At 58.5% G+C, this 15,201-nt stretch carries 10 protein-coding genes and 3 pseudogenes; 7 read left to right on the forward strand and 6 right to left on the reverse strand.

The genetic code is table 11. The features are described from left to right. The first annotated feature begins 243 nt into the window (after positions 1 to 243). The 3 genes from XH88_RS36445 (at position 244) to XH88_RS36455 (ending at position 1,376) form a co-directional block, all read left to right on the forward strand. Positions 244 to 483 carry a hypothetical protein gene (locus XH88_RS36445; RefSeq protein WP_271672998.1) on the forward strand — a complete coding sequence of 80 codons (240 nt, stop codon included), beginning with the start codon at positions 244 to 246 and terminating at the stop codon, positions 481 to 483. 205 nt (positions 484 to 688) lie between these two features. Further along, positions 689 to 898: a hypothetical protein gene (locus XH88_RS36450; protein ID WP_271672999.1), complete on the forward strand. Its 210-nt coding sequence runs from the start codon at positions 689 to 691 to the stop codon at positions 896 to 898. Between the two features lie 268 nt (positions 899 to 1,166). After that, a complete protein-coding gene (locus XH88_RS36455) occupies positions 1,167 to 1,376 on the forward strand; it encodes a hypothetical protein (protein WP_271673000.1) in 210 nt (69 codons plus the stop codon). A 503-nt stretch (positions 1,377 to 1,879) separates the two neighbouring features. Here the strand turns inward: XH88_RS36455 and XH88_RS36460 are convergent. From XH88_RS36460 to XH88_RS36480, 5 genes and pseudogenes are all read right to left on the reverse strand, one after another. Further along, positions 1,880 to 2,131: pseudogene (locus XH88_RS36460) on the reverse strand (phage integrase N-terminal SAM-like domain-containing protein); the annotation flags it as partial. Between the two features lie 135 nt (positions 2,132 to 2,266). Then, on the reverse strand, positions 2,267 to 3,769 hold the full coding sequence (gene rpoN, locus XH88_RS36465; protein WP_271673001.1) for an RNA polymerase factor sigma-54: 1,503 nt from the start codon (positions 3,767 to 3,769) through the stop codon (positions 2,267 to 2,269). A 1,463-nt stretch (positions 3,770 to 5,232) separates the two neighbouring features. After that, on the reverse strand, positions 5,233 to 5,574 hold the full coding sequence (locus XH88_RS36470; RefSeq protein WP_271673002.1) for an AAA family ATPase: 342 nt from the start codon (positions 5,572 to 5,574) through the stop codon (positions 5,233 to 5,235). Positions 5,575 to 5,978: 404 nt separating this feature from the next. Further along, positions 5,979 to 6,764 carry a LuxR family transcriptional regulator gene (locus XH88_RS36475; RefSeq protein WP_271673003.1) on the reverse strand — a complete coding sequence of 262 codons (786 nt, stop codon included), beginning with the start codon at positions 6,762 to 6,764 and terminating at the stop codon, positions 5,979 to 5,981. 1,112 nt (positions 6,765 to 7,876) lie between these two features. Continuing rightward, positions 7,877 to 8,500, reverse strand: coding sequence for a J domain-containing protein (locus tag XH88_RS36480; protein ID WP_271673004.1), 624 nt, complete (start codon positions 8,498 to 8,500; stop codon positions 7,877 to 7,879). A 656-nt stretch (positions 8,501 to 9,156) separates the two neighbouring features. On the opposite strand from XH88_RS36480, the pseudogene XH88_RS39355 reads away from it, so the two are divergent. Further along, a pseudogene (locus XH88_RS39355) lies at positions 9,157 to 9,307 on the forward strand (IS256 family transposase); the annotation flags it as partial. A gap of 649 nt (positions 9,308 to 9,956) precedes the next feature. Further along, a complete protein-coding gene (locus XH88_RS36485; RefSeq protein ID WP_271673005.1) occupies positions 9,957 to 11,291 on the forward strand; it encodes a hypothetical protein in 1,335 nt (444 codons plus the stop codon). An 899-nt stretch (positions 11,292 to 12,190) separates the two neighbouring features. Here XH88_RS36485 and XH88_RS36490 read toward each other — a convergent pair. Continuing rightward, positions 12,191 to 12,330, reverse strand: a pseudogene (locus XH88_RS36490) (IS5/IS1182 family transposase); the annotation flags it as partial. Positions 12,331 to 12,594: 264 nt separating this feature from the next. On the opposite strand from XH88_RS36490, the gene XH88_RS36495 reads away from it, so the two are divergent. Both XH88_RS36495 and XH88_RS36500 read left to right on the forward strand, forming a co-directional pair. Further along, positions 12,595 to 13,848, forward strand: coding sequence for a DUF418 domain-containing protein (locus XH88_RS36495; protein WP_271673006.1), 1,254 nt, complete (start codon positions 12,595 to 12,597; stop codon positions 13,846 to 13,848). A gap of 548 nt (positions 13,849 to 14,396) precedes the next feature. Further along, a complete protein-coding gene (locus tag XH88_RS36500) occupies positions 14,397 to 14,816 on the forward strand; it encodes an SET domain-containing protein (protein ID WP_271673007.1) in 420 nt (139 codons plus the stop codon). Positions 14,817 to 15,201 lie beyond the last annotated feature (385 nt).

Raw genomic sequence — 15,201 nt, forward strand, 5'->3', positions numbered from 1 at the left:
CCACAGGATGCGCCTGTGAATTACCGGGATAAGATCGGTGAGTAACCGTTGCTCGCAGCAAGGTATGTTCAACTAACAATCGACGATTCGGGGAGGACCGCCAGCTTGCGACTGGCGGCCCCGAATTGCCCGCGCAATCCAGCCGGACTGCGGGCCAATTGCTGATGTTGACAGCAACAGCATTACATTCGGTCACACCCGACAGGTCAAGTCCGGCTTTTTACTCAGTCGAAAGAAAGCCAGATGGCGTCTTACAAGAATGCGAGCTACTTGATCCAGAATAATCACGAAGCCTTCGATCAGGACCATGCGCCCGGTGCTGCGGCACCGTATGCAGGGATTTACCGCTGCATGGGCTGTCACCGCGAGATCGGCATTGCGTCGGGGCACATTCTGCCGCCGCAAAGTCACCATGCGCACACTTCGGCGCAAGGATCGATCCGCTGGCGCCTGATCGTCTACGCCGACCACAATCCGAAGTAGGCTCCAAGCAACTAAGTCCGACGATAGCCGGACTTCTCCCTCGAAGAGCCGGAGCAAAACGTCTCTCTGAAACCGGGCAGAATGGGCGAGCTGCGATCATCGCAGATCGGCTCGCCTTCAGCTCACAAATATGAAAAATGGTCTGTTCTCTGAAGGGAACACCGGACACTTTGGTGCATTGCAATGAGAATATGGAGCTCAGGCCATGCACCCCACTTTTTGGCCAATGCAGGCCATGGTTTTCTGGCTTGATGTTCTAATGTTGCCCTGGAAGATGATGATGGCGCCGGTGGCCGACTCCCTTAATACCGCCGAGGCCAGCACAGATCCGGCTGCTGCCGCGGGTCTTGATCCGGTAAGTCCGAAAGAAATCGGCACCAGCGCGACCGATTTCCGAATGGATACGGACGGGTAGTGCAACCATCTCCAAGAAGACCAGCCGCTCACCGGCTTGAATTGGACTGCTTCTTTCGACACTTCCGGTACTGGAAGCGTCCCCTTGACACCGACCATCAAACCCTCAGCAGCAAGCGCTAATGCGGTACGGGCAAGCCGCTCTTGTCTCTCGTCAGAAGAGTTCCCTTGTAGTGGTGCGCCCTGCATCGCGCCAAGTGCGGGCAAATGGACGGCCTGTCTTCCTCGTTGCGATTAACAATCTGAGCAAAGTCCCCGTAGATTTCCGGGTGGCTCAAGTCGAAGCTACCCAGCATGTGGCCGGGTCGGACTACGGCATGCAGGTGGTGATGGACGAGATGTTGGTTCAAGAAGAAAAGAACCGGCAAGTCGCTGCGGCCGTTTTTACGGGCTTGGGCGCCGCAGGAAACACCTATAGCGCGTCTCAGGCCGGTTACGGCCATTACACGACGCCAAGCGGCCGAACGGGTACGTTCTAAACCCGATCAACATCCGACAGCGCCGCTGTATCCTTCTCGGCAGCGAGGTCAAGACTCCTGTACAAAGATTCGATCACCCCTGTAGGGAAGTCCACAATATTAAACGCGCCACCTAAGAGCGTGACCGGAATTCAATCTGTTTCAAGTCGCCCGTATGCAGTTGTGAGCTGAAACGCGCTTGCCCAAAGAGAACTCCTTGCACGTTACCCAACTAAGGTCGTCGGCGGCTATCCGAAGCGTTAGCCGCGACCTGTGTGTGTGTGTCGGCGTCGCTACGTTGGACCTTCCGCCGAGTTCGGACGCACCTCGCCAGAAGACGTGCCATTCGGCAGATTCGTCCATGCTCAGCCGAGGGTCATGGTATCGCGCTTGCCGAGGCCTCGTCGATTGTCTTGAATCCACCATGAGCTCGCCGGTCCTGAGCAGCCCCCTTGGCGCAAAGCTGGCGATCCCGCCGGACGTCCGCCTGGTGATGCTGGCGGCGGCTTACAGTTGTGCATCGACTCGCTGTGGCCGATCGTCATGCCGTAGAAAACGCGCAGCGCACAGACGATCTCGTTGAGGGCCGGCCAAGAGATCCTCCTCACCACCAGGTGAACCTAGAACGCACGAACATCCTCCAAGCGAGGCGATCGGCGAAAATATCGGCTAAACTTCGATACTGCGCTGAGGTATCATAGGTTGCGTCCTCCGCGAAAAATTGCGACCGTCATGTCCTCGATCATGCGGCGGCGGAGAGGCCTCACCTGGGCCATCAGAAGACCTCCTGTCTGAAGGGCTCGGCTCTGAGAACGTTGGATCCTCTCAGACTGCGTCGGTCTTTACTACCAAATGCCGCATCAGCGGCTTCGTTCAATCACCACACCAAATCTCGCTCCAAAGGACCGCTTTCAGGTAAATACAAGGCGTTGCAGGATTCCAAATTGAGGGCTGGGAGTTTCTTCACGGAGGCCAGTTTCGCCCGATGCTCGACTGTTGATCGTTGACCACTCGTTGTCCCGGCGGCGTTGCACCGAGGAGGGAATGCGCATGGCTTCGCGGTACTTCGCGACCGTGCGGCGGGCAATATCAATGCCTAAGGCGCGCAAGCGTTCTACGATGGTATCATCCGACAGGATCGCGGAGGGTTCTTCCGCATCGATCAGCTGCTTGATGTGGTGGCGCACGGCTTCGGCCGAATGCGCCTCGCCGCCGTCGGCCGAGGCGATCGAGGCCGTGAAGAAATATTTCAATTCGAATGTGCCGCGATTTGTCGCCATGTACTTGTTGGCGGTGACGCGCGACACCGTGGATTCATGCATCTGGATGGCGTCGGCGACGGCCTTCAGATTCAGCGGCCGCAAATGCGCGACGCCGTGGGTGAAGAAGCCGTCCTGCTGGCGCACGATCTCGGTTGCAACTTTCAGGATGGTGCGGGCGCGCTGGTCGAGCGCGCGCACGAGCCAGGTGGCGTTCTGCAGCGCATCGGTGAAGTAGGACTTGTCGCCGTCCTTGCCGATCTTCTTCGACAGCTCGGAATAATAGGTCTGGTTGACCAGCACGCGCGGCAAGGTGTCGCTGTTGAGCTCGACATGCCAGCCGCCATCCGGACCCGGGCGGACATAGACGTCGGGCACCATGGTCTGGAGCCGGGCCGAGCCGAACTTCGTGCCGGGCTTGGGATTGAGGCGCCGGATCTCGCCGATCATGTCGGCGATGTCCTCGTCGTCGACGCCGCAGAGCTTGCGCAAGCTCGCGATGTCGCGCTTTGCGAGAAGGTCGAGATGCTCGACCAGGGCCTGCATCGCCGGATCGTAGCGGTCGAGTTCGCGGAGCTGGATCGCCAGGCATTCGCTCAAGTTACGCGCGCAGACGCCGGGCGGGTCGAATTTTTGCAGCACGGCAAGGACGTCCTCGACCTCCTGCTGCGACGCGCCAAGACGTTCGGCGGCCTGGCCGAGATCGGGCGGCAGATAGCCGGCCTCGTCGACGAGGTCGATCAGGTACTGGCCGATCATGCGCTGCGCGGGTCCGGGGAAGGCAACCGAGAGCTGCTCGGCGAGATGGTCCGACAGCGTTGTCTCGGCTGCGACAAAAGCTTCGGGATTGTAGTCTTCGTCACCCGAGGCGCCGCCGCCCCATTCGGTATAGGTGGTCGGTGCCGCGTCCTGGGCGTTGCGCGCTTGGCCGTCGGCCAGCTGTTCGCCGCTGACCTGATGGACCTCAGTCGGTGCTTCGTCGCCAGCTGCAGCGTCACTGGCTCGCTCGAGCAGCGGATTGCGCTCGAGCTCCTCCTCCACGAAGGCCATAAGGTCGAGATTGGACAATTGCAGCAGCTTGATCGCCTGCATCAGCTGCGGCGACATGACCAACGACTGCGATTGCCGGAACTCTAGTCTCTGCGTAAGCGCCATGAAGCAAGAACCGTTACTGAAGTTGGTGCGCGTTTTGCTCATTAGTCGGAAGCTGATCCACGCGCTTTGATGTCGCGCAAAAAGCAGATCCAAGGTGAGAATTCTGATGAAGGCAGCGGACAACTGGACGGCGACAAACTTGTCGGAATTCCTCGTCAAGTCCCATTGTGCGCAAGACTAAGAACTAGAGATTAGGATGTGGCACTGTGACCCGAGGGCATGAGCCAACAGGCCAGCTTCACCGTGGCGAGAATCCCATGAAGGATTTCGCCGGTGCGCGGCAGTTTCGGTGACTTCTGCGAGTAGCCGCGATCCTACACCATTCCGCAGGACGGGTCAGTGCCCCGCCCGCCGCTCAGACAATCGATCAATGTCGAGCTTTGCTGCGCGCTTGCAACTGGCCCGAACTTTGAAGCCGATTGTGGAAGGACGTTGCCCAAATGAATTGGCACTAAGGTAGGCAGTCAAACAATGGTTGAGTAGCGGGTTGATCCGGCCGCAGGATGGGCGTTGCGCCAAAGAGATTGCGAGGTTGTCGTCGCCTTCGGCTGCATAAAGCCATCCGCTTGTTAGCCGCCAGCGTCTGCCCATGTTGCTTGTCCGGGTTTCTGACGGAAATCGGCACAACGTCGAACAGCTGACACTATTGTGCCTGCTCTTCGACTCATCCTGCCGAGATTCCAACGTATTCGCGATGACGCTTCTGGGCCTCTCACGCATCCGAATCTGGGAAGGTTACTTTCTTCCCAAAATGGCGGCATGATCGGACAATCTTGTCAGTTTTGTCGAGAGCCTGCGCGAGCCGCTTCGCTTGCGGCGGACTGCCGACAATGACACGCACCGCGAAAGACGTCCGCACGCGCGACACCGCTATGCTGTCACCTGTCACCTGTCACCTCGAGCACCACCTCATGCTGGCAAGCAAGGGCTTGCCAGTGGTTTAGCGCACTCCGCGGTCATATCTGTGCTGCCGGCGGAGCCTGCCGCCACCTCAAAACAATACCTCCCCGAAGCTTGTGTGTATGCCGATGCCAATCACTCATCTCATTGCCATCTGAGCTGCGGCGAGACGACAAGCGTGAGTTCGCACTCTTGGTACAACGCAGCGAGTCGCAGAGGCGGCCAGCTCCCGACTCGAACTCTCGGCTCATTGCCTGCATCGCCAGACCCGCAATTAATGCTTCCGCTGCCTCTGTGCCGATGTACGACCATATACCACGTTGTAGAACACCGCAGCGGAAGTTTGGCACTGGGCATTACCAACACCATTGAAAGGCCACACGAACAGTTCAAGCGCCGGATCAAGATCAACACCATTTCCATCAGCGACCGCCGCTGCAATTTTGTCCTAGCCTGCTCACCTCCTGCCAGCTCAACATGCACAAGGTCGATCGCTGGAGAACTCTTACCGCAACGCCTATCGCTAGGCGATTGATCTCGCTGCACGAGCAGGTAGTTCCACGTTAAGGGAAATCGCGCAACAATTGCAGCAGCTGGCAAGCCTCGATTGCACAACGCGAAGCATCAACTCCTCGATAAAGGCGACGCTGCCCCCGGCGTGAAGTCACGGCTTTAGCCGCCATGGTTTCGTCCAGCGGCAAAGCCCCTGCCATAGGGCGGACCAGCTTGGCGCGGCCGGTCGCATCGGACAGCGGCACCGCAATCCTGCTTGATAGGGCCGGACGGCCGACCAGCGCGGCCTCGAGAGCCTCGGGACGATTGGTGAGGAGAATGAAGGTGATCTCAGCGTCTTCCTTCAACCCGTCCATCGCGTTGAGCAGCCTGTTAGCAACACTTGCTCGCAAGAACCTATTACATCGCGATCCATCAAACTAAGATCCTCGATCTTCAAAGCATGGAATTTCGCATCAATCTTGCCAAGATCGCGTGCTTGATATGACAAAGCACGCGATTTGGCGCCGGAGGCGTGCATCGTCCGTACGAGGAAATCCAACGTCAGAGAGGCGGACTGGTTCTGGCGACGAGACTTGCATGCAACGACGACGCCCCAAGGTCCCCACCAAGCACTGCTGAGGGACATCGCATACGCGCGCCTGATGCGCTTGCCCGCCCAGTTATCTGGTTTGAGCCGTTTCCGTTACGGTGCATCGTTGAACCCAGTTGAGATCGGATGTCCCGCTCCGCGGCAGATGAATGGGGCCCGCCCGGGAACGGGGCCCTTGACCGTTTTTCTTAAACGCGCATTGAATTAAATGAGGCGGCGTCGGGTTGCTATAGCTACAGCATTTGTCCGGTTCGCCGCCCCTAGCTTCCTGATGACGTTCTTCATGTGAAAATTGACGGTATTCGGGCTGACCTCAACAACTTTCCCGATTACCCAGGCTGACTTCCCCTCTGCGACCCAGTATAGGCACTCTGTTTCTCGCTCTGTTAGCGGAATGTCTGTCTTGGAACCTTCATCAAGCGGCGGTGTAATCTGCGCGACAGCGTTGTGAAACGCCGACGCCAATGTCGTGAGATGATCGATGCGCGCCCGTGGATCGGCATCATCAAAGGGAGATGCAAACGAAACGAAAGCCAATCGGCCTTGCGATCCAAACAATGGCACGCTTATGCCATGCTTAAGACCTGCTTCTCTGGCCTCGTGCAAGACGCGCAGCTCACGGGGCTGCAGTTCATATAGACTGGTTAGCTCATCCCAGAGAAAGGGCCTCGGTAGCATTGCTGTCCGCCGGACCACGGGGTCGATTGCTCGATACTCTTGCTCAGCATAGCGTTGGCACCAATCTGACGGGAAGTTTATAGTTGGCGGGGGCGGCAGATACTCCGGCAGACGACGCTCATTCGAGCGGGTGAGTGCTCCGTACGCGACTTTATCGAAGCCTTCATTGCTCGAGCAATTCACTAGAAGCTCGAACAGGGCTTTGATTGATTGTGTCTGTAGGGCGCATTCGACGAAGCTGAATAGGTCGGGACCGCGGCTTTCCCGTCCCCTTGAAGAGATTGGCATTTTGCCGTGCGTTTGGTCATCCATTTCTATTCCCATTTTGCTTACACAGATGTTGGGGTCCGCTTGTTTCAGCTGAACGCTCACGCGCGAAGGAAAGCGCCGGGCCCGAAATGTTTGACCAGGTCCCAGCTCGCACAGAGAAGATAGCTGGAGCAAACCGGCGTGCGCCCGAAGGTTGAGCCAAGGCGATGCTGATTTGTTCGTTACTGACCGGCCGGGTTGCTATCCAAGGTGCCAAATTGACGCGAGCGCATCCAGACTTTCGAAAGAATGGCTGGCAAATGACGCAACGTTTGCGGCGGACAAGGTCAGCACTTGTCACAAGAACATACCAGCATCCCGAGCGCCAACCTAAGGAAGTGAGCTCGGCACAGAACTCTTCGCGCAGCTCGGCACAACTCAGGTCAGAGACCGGTGCAGCGCTTGCGCATGCCGGGCCGCCACTTGCGGACGTTGACACATAGCTGCTTGATGAGGACGACAGCATGTATGCGATCCTCAGGCCTTTCCAAGAACCATCAGGATGGGCACAGCAATTCTCGCACCACTTTCCGATCGACAAAATGGCCCGCTAAGAGAGGCACTCAGAGAAGAACGGCCTCGTCTGAGGTGTTTGAGCGGATGTGGCATACGTCAAACATGCGACAACGTCTCAGGCACGACATCGAATTGATATGGATCAACAGCAAGGCCGGATGCCTCACCTGCATTGACGCGAAACGCGGATGGGCGCTGCTTGTGAGTGCGGTCCTAAGGCGCGAGCCAAATCCAATACGAGCCTTCCCATCCTTGAATCGAGCAGCGGAGCAGCAGTTTAGTCTAGCGGGGTCTTTGAGAGGACCGGCGCTTTCGGAGTTTCGCTGTGGCGCGCCATCGCGAATGTCCCATTTGCGTCATGAGGACTCGCCGCCTCCTTGGAAAGCCGAGAAGAGAGCGAAAGAGGAAAGAATCACGGAAGGTTCGTCGTGGTTTGATCCGGGAGGGCGGTTGATAAAGACGTGACTTGGCGGAGATGTTGCCTGCGGGCGTCGGGGTCGGGGTCTGAAGCGGATTACGCGCCAGCTCGGATGCAGCTTCACACGATCAAGGTCCTACGTAGCGGCGGGTGGGGTGAAGCCGCTCAAATCGTGTCCGGGCTAGCTCTCGCGCACCACGGTCTTCAGGTAATGGTAGGCCTTGATGATCTCGACCAGGCGGCCCTCCTTAGAGCGGTCGCCGCCATTGGCATCGGGATGGTGCTGTTTGACCATCGCCTTATACTTTGCCTTGATATCTTCGAGCGTCGCGTCGACATTCAGGCCCATCACCTGCAACGCTTTCCGCTTGGTATTGAAAATCTTGCGCTCCTCAGGCTTGGCCTCCGCGCGAGGGCGGGGACTGGCGCGTCCGCTCAGTTCGGCGAGCATGCAAAAAGCATCGCAGGCGTCCTCGGAATCGGCCGCGCTGCCGGTCATTTTGCGAGCGCTGATGCTCTCGCCCATCTTCCAGGTTGGACGATGGCCGATCAGCTCGTCCTTCTGGTAGCGCGCGACCGCTTCCGCGTCCATGCCCGAGAAGAAATTGTAGGACTGATTGTATTTGCGCACATGGTCGATGCAGAAGTGCCAATATTCGCGCGCATTGCCGCGACCCTTTGGCGCGGGATGGGTCGCCTTGTTCTGGCAATCAGGCCATTCGCATAGCGCCGCGGTCTGCCGCTCCTGCGCGTCCTTCTTGTTGATGCGAATGGAGGCGAAGAATTTGGATGTGTCGATCGGCATGACTTGGCCCCGTTGGCGGAGCGGCAGTTAACAGCGCCGCTTCTAAGCTAGCGAATTGGTTTGGACGGCAGATCTGGCTCGGCCTTCGCGTCTGGTCCACTGGCGTGATGTAGCAGGCGCTTCGTAGCAATCGACATGCCAGGGCTCGCGAGCTTGGTTCAGACATCACCTCTTTGCGATCTCAGATCGACTCGATTGCAATTTGCTGTCGGGCTCTGCACATAGAGGGCTTGAACGGGGACCGGGTGAATACGAAGAAAGCGGGAGCTATGCAGCACTCTCGGTCATGACGCGCTCAGAGAGGCAGCGTGGCAAGGCGGACGGCGAACCTGCGAGAACTTCTCCAAGGAGGCGATACGGCCCGAAGGAGAGGATCAACATTATGCCCTTCTCAACCGTCTGCGGTTGATCATGCAAGGGTACAGATTCTCCGCAACAGAGTGCGTGATCTGTTCGCCGGACTGTCGAGACGGAACTGCCGCGTTCGGCAGACGCCGGCGAGCTGAAGCCGCCGCGGATGGTCGCGCCGGCCGTGCGGCACGGCTATGGCCCGACGCGCAACATCGCCACTGTCGGCGCGATCAAGGCTGCCAGCCCAAGGCGAGGACCGATGTGCGAGCGGCTCGCCGGTTGGATCCCCGTCACCCCTAAATGATTTGCCAGTCCGAGCGCGGCGGACCAGGAGCCTCGATCCCCTCCTGCCCGCCCCGTCGCCGCGCAGTATGTCGAGAGGCGATCCCAGAAGGCGCTGCCGGCCCTGGTGGAAAGGATGCGCCGAACCTTTCGCCTTCGGTGATTTCGGGCCTGAACGACCAATCACGCCGAATACGAGCGCCGGCGGCACACAAGACCGTCAGCGTGCTCAAAGAGATCCCGAGCTGATTCGGAGCGGCAAGAAGGCCATGCAGGATCTCAATGGCGCCCAGCCGCGCGGTCGCGGAGCATGCATTCGATATCTTCGAGCATGGCACAAATATGCGCGTGACCTTGGTCGCCGGACAAGGATCGCCAATCTAGGACCTATTGGCTTTCTATGACTTTCCTGCCGAAGCACCAGAGCCAGTTGAGAACTACAATCCGATCGAGGCCTCCGCCGCGGTGCGACACACGAGCGCACGAGTCAGGGAACTGTTGTCGCCACAAACCCTAAGATTGATGGTGCAAGCTGATCCAGGTGGCGTCGAAGATGTTGGGTTGATTGAAGAGGCCCAAATCAGTTGCTGAGATCGTCGCGGCGTCAGAGCCAACGCCATTGAGCTCGTCCCGAACACGCAAAGCCATGCCGCCTGCTCGGCTCCGTCACCGGTCGAGGGTTAAGAGCGATGAAATGACTAATCTGACATCGCAATCGGCAATTCTCTAAGCGCGTCAGCTTATCGACAGCTGGTCCTAATAAAGCGAGAGAGAGCGACACTATCAGCTCGGTATTGCGACCGACTCAAGCCCGGGGGTGGACATGGACCCATTTAACAGCATCAACCCATTCGATCGTGACAACGCCGCGGTGTCACAACCGCAACAGCAGCAAGCGGAGTTTGAGCCGTACTTGGATGAAGTGCCGCAGCTTGATGGCCCGACCGTTCCAGAGATTCCTGCTTCGTTAGATCGCTACTATCCTCATCTGTCTGAGGAAGATCGTAGACTCATCGAGGCTTTGGAAGTTGGGCACCAGAGCACCCGCGGTCCCCATTCCGAAGACGCAGTCACCAGATACTTCGGGGACACCGCTGCCCAGCACAGCGCGCCGCGGGAAGCTTTGATTTGGCCGAAGGAGCTGCCTGCGGAAGGTCATGATCAGGATCCCTTGATGGGTGAAGCCATCCTAGCATCGTCTCTCAACCAAGGCGTGCGCGATCACCTCGGACACCCCGGAGAAGCCGTTCGTCAGTTCAACTGGAGCGGCGGCTACCAGCCGGCTCCGTACGAGCTGACCTGGAGCGCTCCCGTTTCAAGTCGGGAGGTCCTGATGGGTGAGGATTACACCGGGGAGTTGAGGCCTGCGAAGAGGCAAAGAATACTAAGCCATACGGAAGGGGATGCCATCGGGGGCCAGGTGAGCGAGCCCGGCAGTTCAGTCGTTCGCGAGCTGATGGAAGAAGTCGGCGCACCGGTTCAAGCCAGCGGTCCGGCCGTCCTTCCTGCGGAAGACTTCGATCAGGATCTGCTGTGGGCGATGATGGGAAACGCCGGCCCATCGTCGTCTCTCGAGCCAACCGAGGGTCATCACCAAGCGCCGGATTTAGAACCCGTCGTTCGTCCCTTCAATTTCCGGCAGGGCGACCAGCACGCGTCCGCTGCGCTTGACCTTAACACCCCCCCGCCGAGCCAGGACAGCCGACCCAACAGTTTTATCGTTCACAATGACCGCTACACGGCGCTGTTCGTGCCCGCTGGTGCGATCAGGCGAAGCACCCAACTCAATCCGCAAGGCGCTGCCATTCCTCTCGGATCTCGACGGGAAAACGTGCCGCAACCCAGCACGCAGCTAGCGAATCGAGCCTCACCAGCGTTGCTTGGACGGTCGATGGAGCAAGCCGCTCCGGCGTCCTCCAGCGCTGAAAGGACGGCCCCCGCGCCCCGCGAGATTTATGCTGCATCATTCGCCGTTCCAGAGAATTTTTCGCACGGCACCCAACCCGCCCCGGACACGATGCGCTCGAAGCTCGGCCACTGGGGCCTCTTGCCCAACGAGGCGCAGCCGGTAAAAGAGTACGACATTCGCGGCGAGCGTTACACCGCGCTATTGGGACCTGGAGGCCCCAATGACGTTCGGCTCATTCATCACCCGTGAAGGTAGATGCCGAGGGACAACCCGCGCTAGGAGCCCGTCCACATAGCTCGGTATTGGACTTGCTATTTGCTCCAGCAACTCTTGCGAGCTTGGCGCGGTTCCGGGCGGTGCGGCTGAGCCCTACCCGGCCCGATTAACTTGCGCGCATCATGGCTGTGCGGCTCCTCGTTGAGCCGCACAGCTATCGCCCTTTGATCTTTCCGAAGAGCCGGCGGCCAAAGCTGCGGAGGAAACCTACGGTGTTATTGCCGTTTCGTTTTGCAGCATTGCCATTGATGGGGGCCTCAACTCGAGACAGGATAAGCATCCTCGTAAAGAGGCTGCTGCACGCGCCCCCATTGAACGCGCGCCAGCTGAGCTTAGCTGGCTACAGATGAATGTGGCCGTCCATTAGCCTCAGATGCACATCCTCGTCGTGGCCTTCCGCAGAATGCTCACGTGGCCAATGAGGCGCTGCCCAGCACCTCGTGGATCCACCTCAACATCAGTACCGTATGTTAGGGGTCAGCACTGGTGGGGATACCGTGCGATCTTCATCGCTCAGCCCAACGACTTCCGCAGCTTACACGGTGCGACCCCGACTCTGCCGCCAGCGCTCCTGTACTGGATACTCTGCATTCAACGTCCCCGCGGAAAGCGGGTCAGCAAGTTTTGGCGGAGATAGTCGCGGCAACCTAAGAGCAGTGAATAGATCGTGCGGTATCTGTCGCTACTCCGGACTCGGCGCTTTGATGAGAGCTGCGTCGTTCGGGACATGGATTCGGTTCAGAGCCGGGTGCCTTCGGCACTAATCTGCCCGTCGAAAACGACCACCTGAGATGACCTAGCGCCTCAAGGAACTTGAGCGCAGAACTGAGCAAGCCGCAGCGACCTCTATCCGGCTGAACAAATCGGCCAGATCAGGACGTGGACAGCCTGATGGATGCAAGTTGGACGAACGCAAGGTAGTTGCGGCGAGTTTGTCGGAGCGCGTTGCCACGCGCCGACCATGCTTGAGCTTGTTGAAGAAGCGCTCGACCAGATTCCGAGCTCGATAGAGACAGGATACCGCTCCCTACTAGCAGAGATTTCGCGTTTTATCGTCTCATCTGTTTATGGAACGGCACCGAAATAACACACGCGGCAATACCAGGAGTTAAAGTCAGCCATTGGAGAAATTACGCCAATCCAAGTTCGTGTCTATTTCCTCGCGCACTGGTAGTGAATCAAATCGTCACGTTCGATTCAGCCCCCAATTCAGGTAGTTTGATGCGGCACGAGGCGGCATTCTAAATCTCTGCATCGAAAATGGGGGAGTCCTGCAATGACCGGCGGAAGCATCGGCTCGCGCACCGCGCCGGCGAGTAACTCGCCTCCAAAGCCTATGAGCCGGTCGGAGCGGTTCGACGCGATTGACGTGCTGCGGGGCTTGGCCCTGTTCGGCGTGCTCGCCATGAACATCGTGACCATATTTCGGGTCTCCTTCTACGCGCCGTTCTTGCCGAACGCGGAGCCGTCCGGGCCGCTCGACCGGGTGGTAGCGGCTGTGCTGACGGTCGCCGTCGACTGGAAGGCGCTTGCGCTGTTCTCGCTGCTGTTCGGCGTCGGCCTCGTCATCCAATTCGAGCGGCTTGCCGGCGATGCACGGCGCATGATCTTGCTCGTGCGCAGGCTAGTGGTGTTGCTGGCGATTGGCCTGGTGCACCTCTGTTTGATCTGGAACGGCGACATTCTCGTCGAATATGCGCTGGCGGGCTTCGTGGTGCTGCCCTTCCTCGGCGGCGCGCGGTGGCTCATGGCGGGTGCAGCCCTGCTGCTCCTGGGGCTCTACGTGACCATGCCGGTGCTACCGCCGATTGTGCCGCTGCCGGAAGCAGCCGGGATGGCCGGTCTTGCCGCGGACGGGATGCGTGCCTACGGCACAGGCGGATTTTTCGATGTGCTCGCGTTCCGGATCCGCGAGGTGCCGGCGATTTTTCCGGCGCACGTCATGGTCTTTCCGCGCACTGTCGCGCTGTTCCTCGTTGGCGTCCTCGCGTGGCGGAGCGGGGTTTTGCGTCGGGCTTCGGCGAACCGGCGCCTGCTGTTCGTCGTTGCAACCTTTGGCATTCTTCTCGGCGGCGGATTGAGTCTCGCGGCAGCAGGACAAGAGCTCTTCGATTGGCCGTCGCTCGGGCGCGCGCACTTTCCGGTAGAACAGCTGGGGGCAGTCGTGTTGGCTCTCGGTTATGCGGCCGCAGTCATCGCGGCTGTGAACCTCGCTGGCAGGCGGAGGATGCTGGGCTGGGCCGCACCGCTTGGCCGCATGGCGTTCACCAACTATCTGGCGCAATCTGTGATCTGCGGCTGGATCTTCTACGGCTATGGTCTAGGCCAATTTGGCCGCCTCGGCGTGGCCGCGACACTGACGATCGGCATTTTCGTGTATGGCGCGCAGGTGGTGTTCAGCGCGTGGTGGCTCCGCCGCTATCGGTTCGGTCCTGTCGAGTGGCTCTGGCGCTCGTGCATGTATGGGGTACCGCAGCCGATGCGGGCAACGGTCAATTTAGCCATCATGCGCGCGACGATAGCAGATTGATGCGGGCCCAGATACCCTAGCTGCGTGCTGCTTCAAGCGGAAGCCGCCGAAGCCAGTACGGCTGGTTTTAGCCCTTCAGCGACCTCGGCAGACGTCCGCTTTTCCACCGCTATTGAAGGGAGCGGACACCAGGCGGCCAGCCGCTTAATGAGTACACGGCCTACTGTTTGAGGACCACTCGAAAATTGCGAACGAGCCGCAAAGACAGGCGCCACGACAACATGATTGCCGAGCGTTGCCTCGGCGGCTTGCAGATCTGCGAAAACGCCTCGCGTGTCGCCGCGCTGATAGGCTCAAAGGTCGCGATCGCGCGACATGAACTCATCGCCTTGACGCGGATCTTTGCTCGGTCTTCCATTACTCGCAGGCCCTTTCCAGCACCGCCAGCATGCCGGTACGACGGAAGGGCAATCCGCAGCAGCCGGCAACAAATGCAGAGAAAATCCAAATGTGATGGAGGCGCGATTAGACGACCTATCAATTTATGCAGGAGATTTCGGGACTCAGGTCACTTAGCTTGCGGTGATAGTGCCTGGGAGATTTCTTCAATGTTGATCGTTGACACTATTTTGAAACCAGACCAGTTTGGCGGCATTGGACTTTTCTCAGCTACTCTTTTGCCTAAAGATTCGTTGATTTGGATTTATAATCCTATCGTTGACATCGCGGTGACGCCTGAGCAGTACGAAACTCGAGCTCCAACATTTCAAGCTCTACTAGATAAGCATGCCTATCCAAGAGACTACAGGGCTAGCGATGGCGTTGTAGAGTATAATGCTGACAACGCCCGCTTCATGAACCACAGCAGTCAGCCAAACACATATCAAGACGATCATTGCCGAATTCTAACGGCACGTGATGTACAACCTGGTGAAGAACTGACTTGCGATTACTTATTTTTCGATCCAAAGTGTGACTTATCGTGGAATAAAGAACCATCGGCGAATGTTGAGGCTCCAACGGGCTAGGCGGTAGTGGATTGAGTTTGCGTTCAGACCACTTCGACTTCGTCGGCGAATTTACCCGGGAGAGTTTCCGCAACTCGTTGAGGCTATCGACGGACAACAGCTTTTTTCGGTTGCCTTGCCTACCCTAGGCAAGATCTCCGCGGATGTGCCCGATCTCGCACTTACTTTAGAATTGATGACCCTCGATCGATCCCAATCACTGCTGAGATGGCCCCGACATATCCTGATATTATCCGTGGGATACGCCGATTGTGCCGCTTGATGTCAGAGTCACAGATGTGCTGTTCAGAAACGCTCTTGATGAGGGCCGCTAGCGGCCCGATCTTTGCGCCTCGATTTAACTTTCGCGCATGGAGAGGGAATCCGTCCCATCCAGTCGCGACGC

It is taken from the genome of Bradyrhizobium sp. CCBAU 51627, assembly GCF_028128765.1.
Taxonomy (GTDB): Bacteria; Pseudomonadota; Alphaproteobacteria; order Rhizobiales; family Xanthobacteraceae; genus Bradyrhizobium.